Here is a 19,233-nt window from a genome sequence, read left to right on the forward strand (position 1 = left end):
GCGGCCCGATGTCATGAGCAAGATTATAAGCCCAGAGCTGCCTTGACTGCTGGCAGACCTTCCTTGCCGTCAACAGTTGTGACACCGTCCAGCCAATTGTCGAGAACGGCAGGATTTGCCTTGAGCCATGAGGTTGCCGCTTTCGCAGGGTCTTCACCGTCGTCAAGAATCTTGCCCATGATTTCGTTTTCCATTTCAAGCTGGAATTCGAGATTGGTCAGGAATTTGCCAACATTCGGGCATTCCTGCGTATAGCCTGCGCGGACATTGGTTTCGACCGTTGCGCCACCAAGATTGGGCCCGAAGAAATCATCACCACCGGTGAGATAGGCAATTTCAAAACGCTTGTTCATCGGATGCGGCTCCCATGCGAGGAAGACAACCGGATCCTTACTTTTAATGCTGCGTGCGACCTGTGCCAGCATGCCCTGTTCTGACGATTCTGCCAGTTCAAATGATTTAAGGCCAAATGCATCCTTGGTGATCATGTCAAGGATCAGGCGGTTGCCATCATTGCCCGGTTCAATGCCATAGATCTTGCCGCCGAGCTTGTCCTTGAAAGCTGCAATGTCCTTGAAGTCTTTCAGACCTTCATCATAGGCATATTTTGGCACGGCAAGGGTGTATTTTGCGCCTGTCAGATTGGTGCGCAGTGTTTCGACACTCTTGTCATCGAGATAGGGCTTGAGATCCGCGCTCATGGATGGATTCCAGTAGCCAAGAAACACATCAATGTCTTTTTTGCTGAGCGATGCATAGGTTACTGGAACGGAGAGAACCTTGATGTCAGTCGTGTAGCCAAGGCCTTTGAGCACCTCAGTTGCCACAGCCGTGGTTGAGGTGATGTCGGTCCAGCCCACATCGGAGAAGCGCACGGTTGAGCAGCTTTCAGCTTCCGCAGCGCTGGCTGTGGCCGGAATGGCGAAGATTGCTGTTGTCATTGCCAGCATATGCAGCACGCTTCTCATCGAAGGCGTTGATGGTAACTTCATTTCTCTCTCCATTTGAGCGCTTTTGGTCTGATTAAATCAGATCGGCGCCCTCATTATTTGTTTTAATGCGCATCTTACCCAAAAAATATTTCACAGTTTTTTGGGATGTGCTCTCACCGGGCCCCTTTGTCGCATTGATTGTTTTCCGGTTCCGGCTTTAGCAAACACCAAAATTTTCGCCGATCAAGTACCATTGCGGCGAAAATATTTATGATTGCGACTTTCTGGGATATTTTACTCGATTTTCCGGACCATCAGGCAAAAAGTTCGGCATAAAAAGTGGGTTGGCCGAAGCAGGCGAAGTGGTGCAATGTTACTTACGTATTGCCGTGTTTCAACCCTTCAAGCAGGAAAAGCTTCGATAATTATCCTGTGATGGCCGTCAATAGTTGTCGAAATGCCAGTCACACTCTATGTGATGAAAGATAAAAGTGTCATCATTTGTCGGCTGGCGACAGCTTGCCTTTGCGGATGCTGCCACCGACAGAAAAAAGTGTCAGAGAGCCTGTAATTGCAGGCAACAGGAAGGATTTGATATAGTGTGGAATGCAGTTCGAGGCGTTTTCTCCTTCCTTGGCCGGTTCATTGCAGCGCTGGCACGTTTGATCGCTGTGCCACTGGGTGCTTTATGGCGGCTTTTTTTGCAGCTTGGAAATTTGTGGAAAGTTGCAATTGCTCTGTTTGTGATCGTTTTTGGCGGTCTCTATGTCTATTTTATCTGGCAAACACAGGTCTGGACCAACTTCAATCCTGATTATCCTGCCAAATACAGCTATCAGACTGCCATAACGCCGGGGGAAGAGGTGCAAACGACAGCTGCACCACTTGTATCAACGCCTGCGCCAGCGCCTTCTGAAAGCAGCACAGGCGATACGGATGACACAGTTTCTGCCGGTGATGCTGATACAACATTGCCGCCTGAAACCCAGACCCAGCAGGCAATGCAGGCGGCACAGATTCCATCAAGCGCACGCAAATGTTCACCATCAGCCATTGCCGAAGTGGCTGCTGATCTTACTGATTTCAATGTAAACCAGAATGCATGGATTTCTTCCATGCTGCTCTACAAGCTTGGTTTCTTCGGGATGGACTGGGATCGCACTCCGTTTCTTGATAACAAGGCGTCTTTCCAGCGCGGTATCAATGCAGCCGTTCGCCGGACGGCTATCGAGCTTGTCGATAATATTGGCCGTTTGCGTGGCACATCGCAGATTGACGGTGATCTGCAAAAAGCACGCGGTAATTTACAATTTGCAGAAGATTCGTGGTATTTTGGCATAAGCCCGTTTGGTCCCAAGACCCCGACACCAAGCTATTATCGTTCAGCAATCAAGGATTTGCGTTCATTCAATAGTCGCCTTGAAAATTGTCAGGCGACATTTGATGCGCGTGCCGACAATCTGATCCAGTTTGTGGATCGTATTGCGAGTGACCTTGGCTCAACCTCTGCAATCCTCAAGGATCGTGCCGAGAATTACCATGCCGGCTGGTTTGATACCCGTGCCGATGATCGCTTCTGGTTCGCCTATGGTCAGCTATATGCCTATTATGGCTTGCTGCGTGCGGCACATTCCGATTTCCGCGGTGTGTTGGCGGAAAAGCATCTTGATGGCGTGTGGGATGAAATGGAACGGCAATTGCGTGCAGCGCTCGATATGCAGCCCTTTATCGTTTCCAATGGCAGCCCGGATGCATGGTTTACGCCGTCACATCTGACGACGATGGGTTTTTACATCCTGCGTGTGCGTTCCAATCTGGTGGATGTGAAACAGGTTCTGGAGCGTTAATTTATAATGGAATTGCCACCACTCTTGCGTCAGGCTGTAGACGCGGCGCTTGAAGGGGTGGCTTTGGCCGACCTCAAGCATGCATCGGCAGTTTTATCAAAGCGCTATCGTGCGGAAACGCGCGATGGGCGTCTGCATATTTCAGATGAACTTGCGGCCAAAGCCTATCTTGCTGCCCGATTGCCTGCGACCTATGCAGCAGTGCGATCAAGTCTGGAAAGTGTTGCAGAAGTCTGTTCTGATTTTATACCGCAAACCATGCTGGATGTTGGCTGTGGACCGGGAACTGCACTTTGGGCAGCACGTGATTGCTGGCCTGATTTGCAAACGGCAACGATGATTGAAGCAAGTCCGGCAATTCGCGCTGTGGGTCGTGATCTTGGACAAAATGCCGGTCTTGAAATTGAATGGCGTGCGGGTGATGTGATCAGGGAAAAGATCGATTTTCCCCATGCCGATCTGGTGACAATAGCCTATGTGCTGGATGAGCTGGCGCCCCATGATCGTCAGATACTGGTGGAAAAATTATGGGCTGCAACACAGCATCTGTTCGTGATTGTAGAGCCGGGAACACCGGCCGGATGGCAGCGTATTGTGGATGCACGGGCTGCTCTCATGAAACAAGGTGCGCATATTGCAGCGCCTTGCACCCATCAGTTTGATTGCCCGATCAGCGCACCAGACTGGTGCCATTTTTCACGCCGCGTTGCACGCTCGCGCATTCATCGTCAGACAAAGGATGCGGAAGTGCCGTGGGAAGATGAAAAATTCATTTATCTTACAGCAATGCGCGATCCATCTCTTGCTGTATCGGCAAGGGTAATTGCGCCAACGCGCGTTGGCGGTGGCAAAGTTTCAATCAAGCTGTGCAAGGATGACGGGTCTGCGCAAGAGCGTCTTGTGACCAAGCGTGACGGCGAGTTTTTTCGCTGGGCTCGCCGTGCCGATTGGGGCGACGCATATTTATGACATTTGCAATTGGGGCTGCTGTCTTGGACGCGTGATGAGAAACACCATTGCAGCGGCTGCAAAACACATGGCTCCGGCAAGGATGAGAGCTGGTGTATAGCTGTCATAATCGGTGCGTACAAAACCGGCAAAAGCGGCTGCGGCGGCGGCACCCACCTGATGTCCGGTGAAGACCCAGCCGAAGATCATGCCTGCTTTTTCAGGGCCGAATTTTTCGGCTGCAAGCTTCACGGTTGGCGGCACGGTTGCCACCCAGTCAAGGCCATAAAAGACGGCAAATAGCGCCAGTTCATAGATCGAGAAGTCGGTAAATGTGAGATAGATCAGCGACAGGCCGCGCAGCGCATAGAACCAGAACAGCAGCCAGCGATTGTCATAGCGATCAGTAAGCCAGCCTGAGGCGATGGTTCCAATCAGATCGAATGCACCGATGACAGCAAGAATACCGGCAGCGCCGACAGGAACGATGCCATAGTCTCCGCAAAGAGCAATCCAGTGCGTCTGGATCAGGCCATTCGTTGAAAACCCACAGACAAAAAAGGTCAGAAACAACACCCAGAACGTGGTTGTTGAGGATGCCTCACGCAATGTCACCAATGGGGATAACAGCATGGCACCAAACTGCTTTTTGGGTTCTGGTGCAGGCATGGGAGCGGTGCGGCCATAGGGCTTTAATCCGACATCCGATGGCTTGTCGCGCATTAAAGCCAGCACAAGCACAAGTGCTGCCAGCAAGAAGGCAATGACAATTGTCAGTGACATGCGCCAGCCTATATTCTGGCTTACACTGGCCAGAATGGGCATGAAGATAAGTTGTCCGGTTGCGTTGCTGGCTGTCATCATGCCAACGACGAGGCCGCGCCGTTTTTCAAACCAGCGTGCGGCGACGGTTGCGCCGAGCACAAGGGCGGTCATGCCGGTACCAAGCCCTATAACGACACCCCAAAGTGCTACCATCTGCCATTGCTGGGTCATGAAAATAGAACCGACAAGGCCGGATGAGATCATGATCAGTGCTGCCATGACAACGCGGCGCAAGCCAAACTGGTTCATGAAAGCAGCTGCAAATGGCCCCATCAAGCCGAACAGGACAAGGCGCAGGGCCATGGCGAAGGAGATATCTGCATTTGTCCAGCCGAATTCGCTTTGAAGCGGCTCAATCAATATGCCAGCCGAACCCATGGCTGCGGCTGTCGCCAGCATGGTCAGGAAAGTGATGCCGGCAATAATCCATCCATAATGGATGTTTCTTTGCGCGAGAAAGCTGGCCAGGCTGTTTGAGATCATCGTCGGCACTTTCTGTTTTGGCTGGGTTTCAATCGACTAAAGATTGGAAGACCAAAATCTGTTATTATTGCTGATGCGGGGTTCGGTCATTGTTTCTAGTCAAGCAGGTGCAGCACGGCTTACAATGCATCAAGAAGCATTTGTAATTGTTGCATGCCTTCATGCCCAAGCCGTTTTTCAATTTCGATTTGTGCCTGATCCCACAAGGGTTCTCCCAGCCTGACGATATTATGCCCTTCATTACTGAGCGTAAGACTGGCTTCACGATGATCTTTGCCCGGTGCAGGTTCAATCAGGTTCATTTTTTGCAGCACTTTTGCATTGCGCCCCATTGTCGATCGATCCAGCTCGGCACTGCGGGCCAGTTCTGTCAGTGAAACTGTACCGGCCCGTGAGATTTTTCGCAGCAGGCTGAATTGCGCCACACTGATGCCAAGGGGCGCCAATGCTTCATCATAAATGGCTGAAGTTTTTCGGGCTGCCTTGCGCAGATGAATGCATATACATGGCTTGGACATAATGCGGGTATATACCCGTATCATGTCTCTGGCAATATGCTGTGATGGAGTTTTGTGATGTTGTGCAAAATAGCGGGCGGGAAATCCGGCCGGTTAAACGGCTATATGTGAGGTTTCCTTGACCTCTTCCATCACGGCGTAAGTGTGTGATTCACGCACACCGGGCAGTGAAAGCAATGCTTCGGAAAGAAAGCGCCGGTAATGATCCATGTCGGAAACGCGTGCTTTTATCAAATAGTCAAAGCCACCGGCAACCATATGACATTCCAGAATGTCAGGGTGGCCACGTGTGAAAGTGGAGAAATTTTCAAAGACTTCAGGTGTGGTGCGGTCAAGCTTGATTTCAATAAAAACCAGCATCGATCGATCAAGCATTTTGGGTGACAGACGGGCCGAATAGCCAAGAATATAACCCTCGCGGGTCAGGCGCTTGACACGTTCGGCGGTTGCCGTCTGGGAAAGATTGATACGATCTGCAAGTTCCGTATTGGTCAGACGGCCATTTTCCTGAAGCGCAGACAGAATGTTTCTGTCCATTACATCGAGATGTTTCATTGTTATCCCCATTGGACCGGCTTGAAGGACGGTTCTTATTGTTTGTTTATGAATGTTCTGCGCACGAAATGAATCCGAAATCAATGGCCGGTGCAAGGTGAAAATGCACCCAGTCATACAAACAGTTATGGTCACGGCCTAAGCATATTATACTTGCATAAATTAAATAATTCATTTCCGGCATGTGTGTAGTTTTAAAATGAAAGCAGTAGATGCAATGTTTTACAGGGCTGGGGATAAAGTTTAAGCCTGATAACAATCTCAAGTTGCATTTTTAATACAACCTATGATAGAGTATATTTGTACTGAAAGTTATATTAGACTTATAAATTTTACCTTCCGGGCTTTGCCCGATCTGATCAGTGAAGGGTCCCCGCTACCTTTTCACTGCATTGTCCTCATTAAGGGCAAGGAGGAAATCCGGGCTACTTTACTGGGTCCGGATTTTCTTTGCGTGGTTTGATAGTGCACAAATTTTCTCGTTTTATTTTGTCTGAATTTTCCGGTTGCAAGCGAAGCAAGGGAAGGCTAACAGTATCGTCATGAACATTTCGCGCATTGAAACAAAAATCTGGTGGTGGGCTCGCTAAAAGCGGCCACGCAGGCGTTTGTGCATTTGCGTTTTAGATAAGGCCGCTGGGATTGTCCGGGCGGCCTTTTTGTTTGGCTGTTTGAATGATACCGGGTTTTGGAAGTGCTCGATAACGAATAACAGTTGGGAATTGCCAGTCATGAATGCGAAGATTGCGGATAGCGAGATATTCACGCACGAAACAGTGGGCGGCATTGTTGTCGAACGCGTGCGTCATCTGACTGCTTATAAGGGAGCTATCGAGACTTATATCGATGCTCTCAATGAGCGGCGGGGTGCGGTGTTTTCTTCCAATTACGAATATCCGGGTCGTTATACGCGATGGGATACGGCAATTGTCGATCCGCCGGTGGTGATCACGTCTCGCGCCCGTAAAATGCGTATTGAAGCGCTGAACAAGCGGGGCACAATTCTGCTGCGTCCGATCCTCAAGACGGTTCAGGCACTTGTGGAAGTGACGCTCGACAAGGCTGATGAAGATCGTATCGAGCTGACGATTGCTGAACCGACCGGTACATTTACCGAAGAAGAACGTTCGCGCATGCCTTCAGTCTTCACTGTGCTGCGGGCGATTGTCGGGCTTTTCTTCTCTGAAGAAGATGCCAATCTTGGTCTTTATGGTGCGTTCGGCTATGATCTGGCGTTTCAGTTTGATCCGATCCAGTACAAATTGAAGCGCCCGGATGATCAGCGCGATCTGGTTCTTTTTATTCCGGATGAAATCTTTGTTGCCGATCACTATTCAGCACGTGCCTGGGTGGATCGTTATGAGTTTAGCTGTGGCGGTTCATCCACCCATGATCTTGACCGGGCAACGCCGGTGCAGCCATTCAAGCCCGCAGAGCGCGATCTGCCGCGTGGCGATCATAATCCGGGCGAATATGCCAAGTTGGTCGAACGCGCGAAGGAAAGCTTCAAGCGCGGCGATCTGTTTGAAGTCGTGCCGGGGCAGACTTTCTATGAGCGCTGCCACACGGCGCCATCAGAAATTTTCCGTCGCCTGAAATCGATCAATCCGTCGCCTTATTCGTTTTTCATTAATCTGGGTGAAAACGAATATCTGGTGGGTGCATCACCGGAAATGTTTGTGCGTGTTAATGGTCGCCGCATCGAGACCTGTCCGATTTCCGGCACCATCAAGCGCGGTGAGGATGCAATTTCAGACTCTGAGCAGATTCTGAAATTGTTGAACTCCAAGAAAGACGAATCTGAGCTGACCATGTGTTCGGATGTTGACCGCAACGATAAAAGCCGGGTCTGTGAGCCGGGTTCGGTGCGGGTGATCGGTCGTCGTCAGATTGAGATGTATTCGCGTCTGATCCATACGGTGGATCATATTGAAGGCCGTCTGCGCGACGGTATGGATGCTTTTGACGGTTTTCTCAGCCATGCATGGGCTGTGACGGTAACGGGTGCACCAAAGCTGTGGGCCATGCGTTTTCTGGAAGAAAATGAGCGTAGCCCGCGTGCATGGTATGGCGGTGCCATCGGCATGATGCATTTTAATGGTGACATGAATACGGGGCTGACGCTGCGTACGATCCGGGTCAAGGATGGTGTGGCTGAAATCCGTGCGGGTGCAACGCTGTTGTTTGATTCTGACCCGCAAGAGGAAGAAGCGGAAACCGAATTGAAAGCATCCGCTATGATTGCTGCTGTGCGTGAAGCACAAAAGAGCAATCAGGTGGCTGAAGAACGGGTCGCATTCAAAGTGGGCGAGGGGATAAAGATCCTGCTGGTCGATCATGAAGATTCCTTCGTGCACACATTGGCCAATTATTTCCGCCAGACGGGTGCAATTGTTTCAACCGTGCGTTCGCCGGTCGCAGATGAGGTGTTTGATCGCGTTGATCCTGATCTTGTCGTGCTGTCGCCAGGGCCGGGTACACCACAGGATTTTGATTGCAAGGCAACCATTGACAAGGCACGCAAGCGCAAGCTGCCGATTTTCGGTGTCTGTCTTGGTCTTCAGGCCTTGGCAGAAGCTTATGGCGGTACGCTGCGTCAGTTGCGCGTGCCAATGCATGGCAAGCCGTCGCGTATCCGGGTTTCAAAGCCTGAACGCATCTTCTCCGGCTTGCCAAAGGAAGTAACGGTCGGTCGCTACCATTCGATTTTTGCTGATCCTGAAAGGTTGCCGGATGATTTTCTGGTGACGGCGGAGACGGAAGATGGTGTCATCATGGCTTTTGAACACAGACACGAGCCTGTGGCGGCGGTTCAGTTTCATCCCGAATCCATTATGACATTGGGTCATAATGCGGGCATGCGCATGATCGAAAATGTCGTGACACATCTGGCGGCCAGGCACAAAACACGCCGTACCAACTATTAAGCTTCATTTTACGTGACAATTAAAGAACCGGCCGTGGTGAAAACTGCGGCCGGTTTTGCATTTATCGTTCTATAAAATCAGGGTTTTTTCAACATGCTCTGGCAAGTCATTTGCAACTATAATGCATTGCATTTGCAAGAGAAAATTAAATGGGTGAAGTAAAAAAGAGGGGTTCGATAATCCATTTTTCTGGGTTATAGAACGTCTGTCGAAATGCTGCTGACTGGCCTGGCCAGCGTGAATGCGCAGTGAGCTTAAGCTTAAGCTCAAACCCGGTTGTCGGGATAAGAATTTAAAGAATTAAGGTTCGTGATGGACGCGAGTGTAAAAGTTCGGCGGCTTGCCGCATGGTCGATTCCTGTTGCGTTTGGCGTAATGGGTTTGAAATATCTCGCTTATGCGCTGACCGGCTCTGTTGCGCTTTATTCGGATGCGCTTGAATCCATTGTCAATGTGATCGCGGCTTTTGGTGCCTGGTGGGCGATCAGCGTCAGCTACAAGCCAGCCGATGAAAATCACCCGTTTGGACATCATAAGGCTGAATATATATCGGCAGTTGTTGAAGGCGTTTTGATCACGATTGCTGCGCTTTTGATTGCCAAAGAAGCATGGTCTGCGATGCAAACACCGCGCCAGATGGACGAGCCATGGCTGGGGCTTGCAATCAATTCTGTTGCAGCAGCGATCAATTGTTTCTGGGCGTTGCTGCTGATCCGCACGGGTCGCAATGCGCGTTCACCTGCTTTGGAAGCCGATGGGCAGCACATCATGACGGATGTGTTTACCTCGGTCGGTGTTCTGGTTGGTCTTGTGGGAGCCGTTATTACCGGCTGGGCCATTCTCGATCCGCTGCTTGCCATTCTGGTTGCGATCAACATTCTCTGGCAGGGCTGGGGTGTTATCAACAAATCCGTGCAAGGATTGATGGATATTGGTGTCGAGCCTGCCGAGGAAATGCGTATTCGCGATGTGATTTCAGCAAGTGCAGGTGGTGCGATTGAAGTTCATGATCTCAAGACCCGGATTGCTGGCCGTGTTACCTTTATCGAGTTTCATCTGGTGGTGGCCGCTGAAATGAGCGTGGGTGATGCGCATGTCATATGCGACCGAATCGAAGATGCCTTGAAATCACAGATCGAAAGCGCACGTGTTGTGATCCATGTTGAACCGGAGGATGAAGCAAAATTGCCGATTGGTACAAGCTCAGTTCCGTTTGCGTGAGCGAAATAGCAGCTTGCGCGTTTAGAACCTCACGTGTAAAAGCGATTGCATGGTAATGAAGAACGCAACATCTTTGGAACATTCTGCCGCCGCTTTCAGCGCGCGTGTGAATGTTTGCGTTCTAAACTCGCTTCTTACCCTCGGCCTTAGCGGCGATCGCCGGGCTCGTTGAAAGGAGCGTCCGGCGGTCGATTGAAGTCCCGCTGACGCATGCTCCTTTCTCAAAATCCGAGTTTGAATTTTAGAAGAGATGACCGGGTCGTTATGACAGTAGAGAACTGTCCCATGCGCCGGGAGGATGAGAAGACCATGAACCAGAATGTAAATACGCCCAATTCCGCAACGAGCCATATGGAAACTACGCAGACGCAAACCAAGTACAAGGGTATGCCTGATGCTGCGGTGAAGTATTCACCCTTTCCTTATCCGAAACTTGACGACCGCACATGGCCATCAAAACGCATTGAAAAGGCACCTGTCTGGTGTTCGGTCGATCTGCGTGACGGTAATCAGGCGCTGATCGATCCAATGGGCCACGACCGCAAGGAGCGCATGTTTCGCTTGCTGGTCGATATGGGTTTCCCGGAAATTGAAATTGGTTTTCCATCGGCTTCGCAAACCGATTTTGACTTCTGCCGCTGGGCAATCGAGCAGGGTGATACGCCTGATGAGGTTGATTTGCAGGTGCTGGTTCAGTGCCGCCCTGAATTGATCACCCGTACTTTTGAAGCGCTGGAGGGTGCCAAGACGCCAATCATTCACTTCTACAATTCGACCAGTGAATTGCAGCGTCGTGTGGTGTTTAACAAGGATGTCAAGGGCATCAAGCAGATTGCAACCGATGCCGCCAAGATGATCATGGATATGGCTGCGAAAGCTGGTGGCGGTTATCGCTTCCAGTATTCACCGGAAAGCTTTACCGGAACCGAGCTGGAAGTGGCGCTGGAAATCTGCAATGCGGTGACGGAAATCGTCAAGCCGACGGCTGAGCACAAACTGATTCTCAATCTGCCATCGACTGTCGAAATGAACACGCCAAATGTTTATGCCGACCAGATTGAATGGATGTGCCGCAATCTCGATAATCGTGAAAACCTGATCATTTCGCTGCATCCGCATAATGATCGTGGCACGGGCATTGCTGCGACCGAACTGGGCCTGATGGCTGGTGCTGATCGTGTTGAAGGCACATTGTTTGGCAATGGCGAACGCACCGGCAATGTCGATGTGGTGACGCTGGCGCTCAATATGTATACGCAAGGTATTGATCCGCAACTCGATTGCCGTGACATCAATCGCATGAAGGATGTTTACGAATATTCCAACCAGTTGAAGATTGCCGAACGTCATCCTTATGTGGGTGAACTGGTTTATACTGCTTTCTCAGGCTCGCATCAGGATGCAATCAACAAGGGTATGAAGGTTCGCAAGACCGCCAATTCTCCGGTCTGGGAAGTGCCTTATCTGCCGATTGATCCGCAGGATGTTGGCCGTTCTTATGAAGCGATTATTCGCATCAATTCCCAGTCGGGCAAGGGCGGCATCGCCTATATTCTGCAAGCTGATTACGGTCTTAATCTGCCACGCAATTTGCAGGTGGAATTCCGTGAAATCATTCAGAACATTACCGATGTTGAAGGCAAGGAGCTGCCATCAAAGCGTATTCATGACGAATTCCAGAAACTCTATGTCGAGCAGGCGGATGGGCGCATCAAATTTGTTGATCACCATACCTATCCTGATCCTGACCAGAAGGGTCGTCGTATTCTGACCGCTGAAATCACCGATAATGGTGTCACGAAGACTATAGAGGGCCGGGGAACCGGTCCGATTGACGGCTTTGTTGATGCTTTGTCGAAATATCTCGGTGTTGAGATGTCGATCATTGATTATTCCGAGCATTCGCTGAAACAGGGTTCAGACGCTGCGGCAATTTCTTATGTTGAAGTTGCTTATCCGGGTGGAAAACTGTTTGGCGTCGGCATCAATGACAATATTGTCAGCGCTTCACTTGAAGCCATTGTTTCAGCAGCTAATCGTGTAGTTATGAATTAGTATTAAGTGAAAAAAGGCGGCTGTTTGGCCGCCTTTTTTGTAAATAAAGAAGTATTTTGAAATTTATTATTATAAAATCTGCAATATAAAATACATAATTATTGTTGCCATTAAAAATTCACATTTTGCACTAATGACTATATTTGTTTTCAATTTTATTGTGAGTTATTAATGAAAAATATAGTTGTTTGTTTTTCCATTTTGGCTGTTGTTTCAGGATGTGCATCGAAAGCAAAGAATATTGCACCAAGTTATGTTTCAACTGCTGTTTATGATTCAATGTCTTGTTCTGCCATGAAAGAGGAAGGTGTTCGCCTTTCTCAGGCTGCTGCCGCGGCGATTGGTAAGCAGGATTCTGCTGCTACGGCTGATGCTGTAAAAACCGGCGTGGGGATTGTATTCTTCTTGCCCGCCTTGTTCTTCAATGAAGGGGACGGCATCAAGGCTACAGAAGTTGCCCGTTTGAAAGGCGAAATGGATGCATTGCAGCGCGCATCTGTGCGCAAGAAATGTAATATTTCATTCCAAAAGCGCTGATCGTATTTTCGCCAGAGCGCCGCGCATGTTACGAATGGCCATGTGCGACGCTCTGCTCTGTCGAGCCGCCAGGATTTTGACCCTGAACGGGGGAACTAGTAAAGCGTCTGCTCCGAAATCTTGATTATGCGTTGGCTTTCGTCTTCGATGCCGTGCTGTTCCCACTGGCATTGCCAGCCGCCTTCCGGTCTTCGGTCAATATCGAAGATGTTATAACGTGCAGGTGGTTTGTGTCCGCCGAAATTCTGGCTGGCCGAGGGCACGCAGATAACCGGAACTTTTCCATTCGGCCCATCGATATCATAGCGGGTTGCCAGATGCGTGTGCCCGTGAATGATCAGTTCGGCACCATGTTTTTGAATGATTTTCTGAAATTTGCGAATACCATAGAGCCGTTTATGGGTGTGTGTTGCCCCATGGATTGGTGGGTGATGGATCATCACCACGCGAAAAAGCCCACGCGATCCCGCTTCATCAAGCGCCAAGGCAAGGCGTTTGGCCTGTGCCGAACGAAAATCACCGCTGGCCATGAAAGGTGCCGTGGCACGCGCTGATGAAACGCCAATCATTGCAACCGGTCCGCGTTCACGCATATAAGGGAAGATGGGGCGTTTGCCGTGGTTATTGACACCATCGCCGCGCATCCATGACTCCCATTTGCGGCACGATTTATCGAGCGCACCCGGCACATAGGCATCGTGATTGCCGGGAACGACAGAAACATTGTCCGGATCGCCGAGGCTCAACAGCCAGTCATGAGCGATATCTATTTCAAGATTGAGCGCCAGATTGACGAGATCACCTGTTACGGCAATATGGTCCGGCTTTTGTGCCAGCATATCAGCAATCAGAGTATCCAGCACCGTTGTGTGCATGGCGCCTTTGCGATTGCGCATCCAGTTGATGTAACCGGTGATGCGCTTTGATGCCAGCTCGCGATAGCGGATGCGCGGCAGAGGCGACAGGTGGATGTCTGAAATATGGGTGAGACGAAACATAGTATGGGTGTACTGTATTATTATTTAAATCGAAACCGTATTTAGAGAGTTTTTATTGATGTCTTTGGTACAATGATGTTGCGAAGAAAACATGTCCGGGATTGACGGTATGCGCTTGCGCCATTTTTTATTTCATACCTATTTTTTATTGAGGCGTCCAATGACGCTGGGCGTCAGGGCAATTGTGTTTGATGAAAAGCGCAATTCCGTTTTTCTGGTGAAACATACTTATGTTTCCGGCTGGCAATTGCCGGGCGGTGGTGTCGATAGTGGTGAAACATTCGGGCAGGCTCTGGAAAAAGAGCTGCGCGAAGAAGGCAATATTCTTCTGACAGGCCGGCCGGAGCTTTTTGCGCTTTACAAGAATGCGCATGCTTCAAAGCGTGATCATGTTGCGCTTTATATCTGCCGGTCTTTTACGCAAACCGAACCGAAAAAACGAGACAGGGAAATTGCAGAAGCCGGTTTCTTCCGGCTTGATGATTTGCCTGAAGGTACAACGCCATCCACCAAGCGGCGCTTGCAGGAGGCGCTGCATGATCTGGAACCTTTGCCCAACTGGTAAAAGAAAGGGCGCTTTCGCGCCCTTGTCTATGCTTAGAAACGGTAGGTGATACCGGTACCGATCAGCCAAGGATTGAGCTTGGCCTTGCCGCTTACCTGTGTGCCACCGACCAGTGTTGCATCGAATTTTGGTTCAAGGAACAGCTTTTTCACGTCGAAGTTGATACCCCAATGCTCATCGAGCATATAGTCGAAGCCGATCTGAAGCGCGCCGCCGAAGGTGTTCTTCACTTTCAGATACTCAACGCCTGCTGCATCCTGATTATAGAAGATCGTATAGTTCACACCTGCGCCGACATAGGGCTTGAAAGCACCAAAGTTGGTGAAATGATATTGCATGGTCAGCGTTGGCGGCAGCATCCATACTTTGCCAACCTTGCCAAGACCTTCAATCGAGCCGGTGCCATTGATATTGGCATAGGTGGTGCCGAGTATGAGTTCAGCGGCCAGATTGTCGGTGAAATAGTAGGTGATGTCGAGTTCCGGCGTAATTGACTTTGAGTAATCAAGACCCGAACCAGGCGCTTCGTTTACATAGCCTTTGTTTTCAGCGATCACGCCAAGGGCGCGTACACGGATCTGCCATGGTGACAGAGCCTGCGGAACGGCGATGATTTCGGTTGCGGGCTGTGCGACAATCGCATCTGCTGCAAAAGCAGCGGGTGCGGCAAATGTCAGCGCGGTTGCAGCAAGAAGCCCTTTGGCAAAGCGGTTCATCAGTCTCTCCTGAATTCTGGCATAAAGCCGTAGTCTGAAAAATCTTGGGTAGTGATGGGTGCAGTTTGAACCTGACAGCAAAGCGCCCCATTGATCAGGATCAAAGGGGCGCACAAGATTTTATAAATCAAAGACGTTCGGAAGAGACTGTTGCAAAAAAAGCTCAGTTATCGCGCTTGCCCCGATTGTGGGGTGCTGTAAAATCGATATCCGGGCCAGCAGGAACGATGGCTGTCGGGTTGATCGTCCTGTGACTGCGATAATAATGGTCCTTGATATGTTTCATATTCACAGTCTCTGCCACGCCGGGCACCTGATAGAGTTCACGTGTATAATTCCACAGGTTTGGATAGTCTGCGATTCGACGTAAATTGCATTTGAAATGCCCGACATAAACCGGATCAAAGCGCACAAGTGTCGTGAAAAGACGCCAGTCGGCTTCGGTAAGGCTGTCGCCTGTCAGATAGCGGTTGTTTGACAGGATATTTTCTATCTTGTCGAGCGCACTGAATACTTGTTCGACGGCTTCTTCATAAGCATCCTGTGTGGTGGCAAAGCCTGCACGATAAACACCATTATTGATGTTTGGATAAATGAAATCATTCAATGCATCGATTTCACTGCGCAGCTCTTCTGGATAGAAATCAAGCGCAGCATCGCCAAATTGGTTAAAAGCGCTGTTCAACATGCGTATGATTTCAGAAGATTCATTTGAAACGATGGTTTCACCCTGCTTGTCCCAAAGAACAGGAACCGTCACCCGGCCAGAATAATGCGGATCGGCACGGGTATAGATCTCGTGCAGACGTTTTGCGCCATAAAGCGCATCTCCGCTACTGCCTGTGGTGCCATAGAAGGTCCAGCCTTCTTCCAGCATCAACGCATCGACGACAGAGACAGAAATAACATTTTCGAGCTTTTTCAATGCGCGAAAAATGAGCGTTCTGTGCGCCCATGGGCAGGCATAGGAAACGTATAGGTGATAACGTCCGGCTTCGGCCTTGAAACCGTCCTCGCCAGCTGGACCGGCGCTGCCATCTTCCGTTACCCAGTTTCTGAATTGCGATTTTGAGCGCTCGAAACGGCCCTGGGTGGCTTTCGTATCATACCAGACATCATGCCATTTGCCGTCAACCAGAAGTCCCATGCTTATTTCTCCTTTTGATAAGTAAAATAGCGGGAAAGCTGCCATTTGACAGGCTTGCAAGGCGTGAACAGTGCGTAACCGTATCAAAAAGATAAGTTCAGGCTGCCGTTTTGAAAGAAATTGTTTTACCTGTGATCAATTTGGTGTTAGGCAACTGGCAAATTGCGGTATCATTCAATTTGCCCACGCTGGAGAGAATAATGACTGGAATGCGTTTCATCCGACGATGAAAGTTGGAACTGTGCTCAAACTGCGCAGATTGCATTCCATTGGCTTTATCGCCACCAGCTTCCTTTTCAGGCAATTTTACCATGCAGCAACTTGAACTGACCTTTGCACAGGAAAACCCGGCGCATGACCTCGAGATCGAGGCGATCAATGCCGAGGCTTTTGGTCCCGCACGTTTTACCAAGGCAGCCCATTTTATTCGTGAAGGTGGCCCGCACGATCTCAGCCTGTCTTTTGTTGCGCTGATGGGGGGTATCGTGGTTGGCTCTGTACGTCAGACGCCTGTTGTGGTGGGAAAAACACCAGCCTTGTTGCTCGGTCCGCTGGCGGTACGGCCTGAATGGAAAAATCGCGGCATTGGTGGCAAGCTGATGCGCATGTCGATCGAGGCTGCTGGGAAAGCCGGTCACAAGCTGATTGTTCTGGTCGGTGACGCGCCTTATTATGCACCATTTGGCTTCAAGATGGTGCAGCCCGGTTGCATGATCATGCCTGCACCTGTTGATCCGCGCCGGATGCTGGCCTGCGAGATCGCGGCCAATGCGCTTAATGGAGTAAGCGGCATTGTTCAGCATGCAAGCAGAGCGTGAGAATTAAAATGAGGGGCTTGTTTTACCGCCCCTCACGATACCACATTGCGCCAAAGATCATAAGCAGGGCGGCCAGCGCAAACAATCCTGAGAACAATGGCAGACGGTTGACGCTTTTCAATTGTGTATCTGTCGTCTCACGCAAGCCGATCCAGTCATTGCCGCTTGCGGCACGGCCAGCCGCAACAGCCGCGATTGCTGGCAGCGAAACTGAACTCTGAGCAGTTTCATGCACGCGATGGACCGAACCACCGGTCGCATCTGCCAGCGGTTGCAGGCGGTCAATTGTCGAAATGCTGTCTGAAAATTCAGGTGCATCGACAGGTCCGACATGGGCGAGTGTTTCCAGATCGCCATTTTTCACGCGGAAAATGCCTATTTCATCAGTTTGCAATGTGCCGTTGAACAGGCCGGGTTTGCCTTCAGTAAGATTGACCTGCAATTCTTTGCCCGATGGCGTGGTGATGATTGCCTGACCGGGATTATCGCCCATCGTCTGACGATGGATGGTGAGCGTGCGGCCATTGCCGCCTGCTGTCAGTGCTTCTTCTTCCAGTTCCGGTTCCTGCATCAGCCAGTGGGCGATGCGGCGATAAAGCGAGGCATAGGGACCGCCGCCTTCAAAGCCACGCGCCCAGAGCCAGCCCTGATCAGATAAAAACATGCCAACACGACCTTTGCCCACGCGATCAAGCACAAGCAAAGGCTTGCCGTCAGCGCCATTCATGACGGTTTCGCCGCGCGGTTCGCTAATGTCGATTGTGCGGAACCAACGGCTCCAATGCGGCGGTTCCTGATCGCTGCCATCAAGGCCGCGGGTGACGGGGTGGCGTTTGCCCAGCTCTGTCAGGCGCGGATAAAAGGCTTTTTCCGTGATTGTGCCGGTCGGCATGGCGGGCAGGGCGCTGTAAAGTGGTGTCTGGGCAATCGACATATTGCCAGCATATTCCGGTCCTGCTGCAACCAGCAATGCGCCGCCATTTTCCACATATTGCGCGATATAATCATAATAGAGCAGCGGCAGCACATCGCGGTGCTGGTAACGGTCCAGAATGATCAGATCGAACTCATTGACCTTGTCGACGAAAAGCTCGCGTGTGGGAAAAGCAATCAGCGACAATTCGTTGATCGGTGTGCCGTCCTGCTTTTCAGGTGGGCGCAGAATTGTGAAATGGACGAGGTCCACGGCGGCATCGGATTTGAGCAGATTGCGCCATGTGCGTTCGCCATTATGCGGCTCGCCTGAAACCAGAAGCACACGCAGGTTTTCGCGAATACCGTCGATTGTTGCGACAGCGCGATTATTGGCATCGCTCACTTCGCCAGAAATTGCTGGCGTGGTGATTTCGACAATATTGACGCCAGCACGCGGCAGTTCAATCGTGATCGGGGTTTCCTGCCCGACCTGCGCTTGCTCGTCCCTGACCTTCTCGCCATTGACGCGGATTTCGACTGGTGCCGGGCTACCGAGGCTTTTTCCCTCATCAATGACGGTAAAGGACATTTCCAGCGGCTTGCCGCTAATGCCATAGCGCGGCGCTTTGTTGAATTTGATGCGACGGTCGAACTCGTCCGGCTTGCCGGTGATGAGCGCATGGACAGGCGCATCAAAGCCGAGGGCGTTTTTATTGGCCGGAATGTCATGCACCTGACCATCGGTGATCAGAATAGCGCCTGCAACACGTGATGGCGGAACATCAAGCAATGTCCGTGCAAGCGGTTCGAACAGGCGCGTTGCATAGCCATCATTGTTTTCGCCGGGTTCGGCTGCTTCGACCACCCGCGTTTCAAATTGCGGCAGGGTTGCAAGCTGATCCTGCACGGCTTTGAGCGTTATATCTGTATCCGCGTGGCGTTCGCCCAGTTGCTGGCTCTGGCTGCGATCCACCACAACGGCCACAACGCTTTTCAGCGGTTCACGCTCTTCACTGACGATGACAGGGTTAAGCAGTGCCAGCGCAAGGGCAATGGCTGCAAGACCACGGAGAATTCCGCCGCGCATGCGCAGGAATATCGTTATCAATACGAGCAGCGCCAAAGGCGCCAGAATGCCAATCAGCCATGGCAGAGAGAGGAAGGGTTCAAACTCTATATTCATGTCAAACTTCCCCGCGCATGTTTTTGCCGGAAAACCGGTTTCC

Annotated in this window: 17 protein-coding genes; 8 read left to right on the top strand and 9 right to left on the bottom strand. The window is 50.7% G+C overall.

The window, feature by feature from the left end; translation table 11 throughout:
* Positions 1-23: 23 nt before the first annotated feature.
* Positions 24-968 (bottom strand): choline ABC transporter substrate-binding protein, encoded by a 945-nt coding sequence (locus tag FHY56_RS03140; protein ID WP_140903991.1) that lies wholly within the window; start codon positions 966-968, stop codon positions 24-26.
* A gap of 563 nt (positions 969-1,531) precedes the next feature.
* On the opposite strand from FHY56_RS03140, the gene FHY56_RS03145 reads away from it, so the two are divergent.
* Together FHY56_RS03145 and FHY56_RS03150 are read left to right on the top strand one after the other, a co-directional pair.
* The gene (locus FHY56_RS03145) at positions 1,532-2,779 is read left to right on the top strand and encodes a DUF2333 family protein (protein ID WP_140903724.1); all 1,248 of its coding nucleotides are present in this window, start codon (positions 1,532-1,534) and stop codon (positions 2,777-2,779) included.
* Between the two features lie 6 nt (positions 2,780-2,785).
* Complete coding sequence (locus FHY56_RS03150) at positions 2,786-3,748, top strand: small ribosomal subunit Rsm22 family protein (RefSeq protein WP_140903725.1); 963 nt, start codon at positions 2,786-2,788, stop codon at positions 3,746-3,748.
* On the opposite strand, the gene FHY56_RS03155 is transcribed toward FHY56_RS03150, so the two are convergent.
* The 3 genes from FHY56_RS03155 to FHY56_RS03165 all read right to left on the bottom strand — a co-directional run bounded on the left by FHY56_RS03155 (position 3,743) and on the right by FHY56_RS03165 (position 6,108).
* The gene (locus FHY56_RS03155) at positions 3,743-5,035 is read right to left on the bottom strand and encodes an MFS transporter (protein WP_140903726.1); all 1,293 of its coding nucleotides are present in this window, start codon (positions 5,033-5,035) and stop codon (positions 3,743-3,745) included. The genes FHY56_RS03150 and FHY56_RS03155 overlap by 6 nt on opposite strands.
* Before the next feature lie 119 nt (positions 5,036-5,154).
* Positions 5,155-5,553: a MarR family winged helix-turn-helix transcriptional regulator gene (locus FHY56_RS03160; RefSeq protein ID WP_140903727.1), complete on the bottom strand. Its 399-nt coding sequence runs from the start codon at positions 5,551-5,553 to the stop codon at positions 5,155-5,157.
* Positions 5,554-5,646: 93 nt separating this feature from the next.
* A complete protein-coding gene (locus FHY56_RS03165; RefSeq protein WP_140903728.1) occupies positions 5,647-6,108 on the bottom strand; it encodes an Lrp/AsnC ligand binding domain-containing protein in 462 nt (153 codons plus the stop codon).
* Between the two features lie 731 nt (positions 6,109-6,839).
* Here FHY56_RS03165 and FHY56_RS03175 point away from each other — a divergent pair.
* The 4 genes from FHY56_RS03175 (at position 6,840) to FHY56_RS03190 (ending at position 12,848) form a co-directional block, all read left to right on the top strand.
* Entirely contained in the window at positions 6,840-9,035 is a 2,196-nt protein-coding gene (locus FHY56_RS03175) for an anthranilate synthase component I (RefSeq protein WP_140903729.1), read from the top strand.
* A gap of 312 nt (positions 9,036-9,347) precedes the next feature.
* Positions 9,348-10,256, top strand: coding sequence for a cation diffusion facilitator family transporter (locus tag FHY56_RS03180; protein ID WP_140903992.1), 909 nt, complete (start codon positions 9,348-9,350; stop codon positions 10,254-10,256).
* Positions 10,257-10,565: 309 nt separating this feature from the next.
* Positions 10,566-12,311 (top strand): 2-isopropylmalate synthase, encoded by a 1,746-nt coding sequence (gene leuA / locus FHY56_RS03185; RefSeq protein WP_140903730.1) that lies wholly within the window; start codon positions 10,566-10,568, stop codon positions 12,309-12,311.
* Positions 12,312-12,482: 171 nt separating this feature from the next.
* Positions 12,483-12,848 carry a hypothetical protein gene (locus FHY56_RS03190; protein ID WP_140903731.1) on the top strand — a complete coding sequence of 122 codons (366 nt, stop codon included), beginning with the start codon at positions 12,483-12,485 and terminating at the stop codon, positions 12,846-12,848.
* 95 nt (positions 12,849-12,943) lie between these two features.
* Here the strand turns inward: FHY56_RS03190 and FHY56_RS03195 are convergent, their stop codons facing one another.
* Entirely contained in the window at positions 12,944-13,846 is a 903-nt protein-coding gene (locus FHY56_RS03195) for a metallophosphoesterase family protein (RefSeq protein ID WP_140903732.1), read from the bottom strand.
* A 109-nt stretch (positions 13,847-13,955) separates the two neighbouring features.
* Between FHY56_RS03195 and FHY56_RS03200 the strand changes: the two genes are divergently transcribed.
* Entirely contained in the window at positions 13,956-14,411 is a 456-nt protein-coding gene (locus tag FHY56_RS03200; RefSeq protein WP_140903993.1) for an NUDIX domain-containing protein, read from the top strand.
* A gap of 32 nt (positions 14,412-14,443) precedes the next feature.
* On the opposite strand, the gene FHY56_RS03205 is transcribed toward FHY56_RS03200, so the two are convergent.
* The 3 genes from FHY56_RS03205 to FHY56_RS17740 form a co-directional block, all read right to left on the bottom strand.
* Complete coding sequence (locus FHY56_RS03205) at positions 14,444-15,127, bottom strand: OmpW/AlkL family protein (protein ID WP_140903733.1); 684 nt, start codon at positions 15,125-15,127, stop codon at positions 14,444-14,446.
* Positions 15,128-15,290: 163 nt separating this feature from the next.
* Entirely contained in the window at positions 15,291-16,274 is a 984-nt protein-coding gene (locus FHY56_RS03210; RefSeq protein WP_140903734.1) for a glutathione S-transferase family protein, read from the bottom strand.
* 97 nt (positions 16,275-16,371) lie between these two features.
* Positions 16,372-16,587 carry a hypothetical protein gene (locus tag FHY56_RS17740; protein ID WP_158447726.1) on the bottom strand — a complete coding sequence of 72 codons (216 nt, stop codon included), beginning with the start codon at positions 16,585-16,587 and terminating at the stop codon, positions 16,372-16,374.
* Here FHY56_RS17740 and FHY56_RS03220 point away from each other — a divergent pair.
* Positions 16,586-17,092 (top strand): GNAT family N-acetyltransferase, encoded by a 507-nt coding sequence (locus FHY56_RS03220; RefSeq protein WP_140903736.1) that lies wholly within the window; start codon positions 16,586-16,588, stop codon positions 17,090-17,092. The genes FHY56_RS17740 and FHY56_RS03220 overlap by 2 nt on opposite strands.
* A 22-nt stretch (positions 17,093-17,114) precedes the next feature.
* On the opposite strand, the gene FHY56_RS03225 is transcribed toward FHY56_RS03220, so the two are convergent.
* On the bottom strand, positions 17,115-19,190 hold the full coding sequence (locus FHY56_RS03225; RefSeq protein ID WP_140903737.1) for a hypothetical protein: 2,076 nt from the start codon (positions 19,188-19,190) through the stop codon (positions 17,115-17,117).
* Between the last annotated feature and the right edge of the window lie 43 nt (positions 19,191-19,233).

This window comes from Brucella gallinifaecis, assembly GCF_006476605.1.
Lineage (GTDB): Bacteria > Pseudomonadota > Alphaproteobacteria > Rhizobiales > Rhizobiaceae > Brucella > Brucella gallinifaecis.

Bases quoted from the DNA above. Each gene is read 5' to 3' on its own strand.
- FHY56_RS03140 (WP_140903991.1), bottom strand. From the start codon at position 968: ATGAGAAGCGTGCTGCATATGCTGGCAATGACAACAGCAATCTTCGCC.
- FHY56_RS03150 (WP_140903725.1), top strand. From the start codon at position 2,786: ATGGAATTGCCACCACTCTTGCGTCAGGCTGTAGACGCGGCGCTTGAA.
- FHY56_RS03155 (WP_140903726.1), bottom strand. From the start codon at position 5,035: ATGATCTCAAACAGCCTGGCCAGCTTTCTCGCGCAAAGAAACATCCAT.
- FHY56_RS03160 (WP_140903727.1), bottom strand. From the start codon at position 5,553: ATGTCCAAGCCATGTATATGCATTCATCTGCGCAAGGCAGCCCGAAAA.
- FHY56_RS03165 (WP_140903728.1), bottom strand. From the start codon at position 6,108: ATGAAACATCTCGATGTAATGGACAGAAACATTCTGTCTGCGCTTCAG.
- FHY56_RS03175 (WP_140903729.1), top strand. From the start codon at position 6,840: ATGAATGCGAAGATTGCGGATAGCGAGATATTCACGCACGAAACAGTG.
- FHY56_RS03180 (WP_140903992.1), top strand. From the start codon at position 9,348: ATGGACGCGAGTGTAAAAGTTCGGCGGCTTGCCGCATGGTCGATTCCT.
- leuA (WP_140903730.1), top strand. From the start codon at position 10,566: ATGAACCAGAATGTAAATACGCCCAATTCCGCAACGAGCCATATGGAA.
- FHY56_RS03190 (WP_140903731.1), top strand. From the start codon at position 12,483: ATGAAAAATATAGTTGTTTGTTTTTCCATTTTGGCTGTTGTTTCAGGA.
- FHY56_RS03195 (WP_140903732.1), bottom strand. From the start codon at position 13,846: ATGTTTCGTCTCACCCATATTTCAGACATCCACCTGTCGCCTCTGCCG.
- FHY56_RS03200 (WP_140903993.1), top strand. From the start codon at position 13,956: ATGCGCTTGCGCCATTTTTTATTTCATACCTATTTTTTATTGAGGCGT.
- FHY56_RS03205 (WP_140903733.1), bottom strand. From the start codon at position 15,127: ATGAACCGCTTTGCCAAAGGGCTTCTTGCTGCAACCGCGCTGACATTT.
- FHY56_RS03210 (WP_140903734.1), bottom strand. From the start codon at position 16,274: ATGGGACTTCTGGTTGACGGCAAATGGCATGATGTCTGGTATGATACG.
- FHY56_RS03220 (WP_140903736.1), top strand. From the start codon at position 16,586: ATGCAGCAACTTGAACTGACCTTTGCACAGGAAAACCCGGCGCATGAC.
- FHY56_RS17740 (WP_158447726.1), bottom strand. From the start codon at position 16,587: ATGGTAAAATTGCCTGAAAAGGAAGCTGGTGGCGATAAAGCCAATGGA.
- FHY56_RS03225 (WP_140903737.1), bottom strand. From the start codon at position 19,190: ATGAATATAGAGTTTGAACCCTTCCTCTCTCTGCCATGGCTGATTGGC.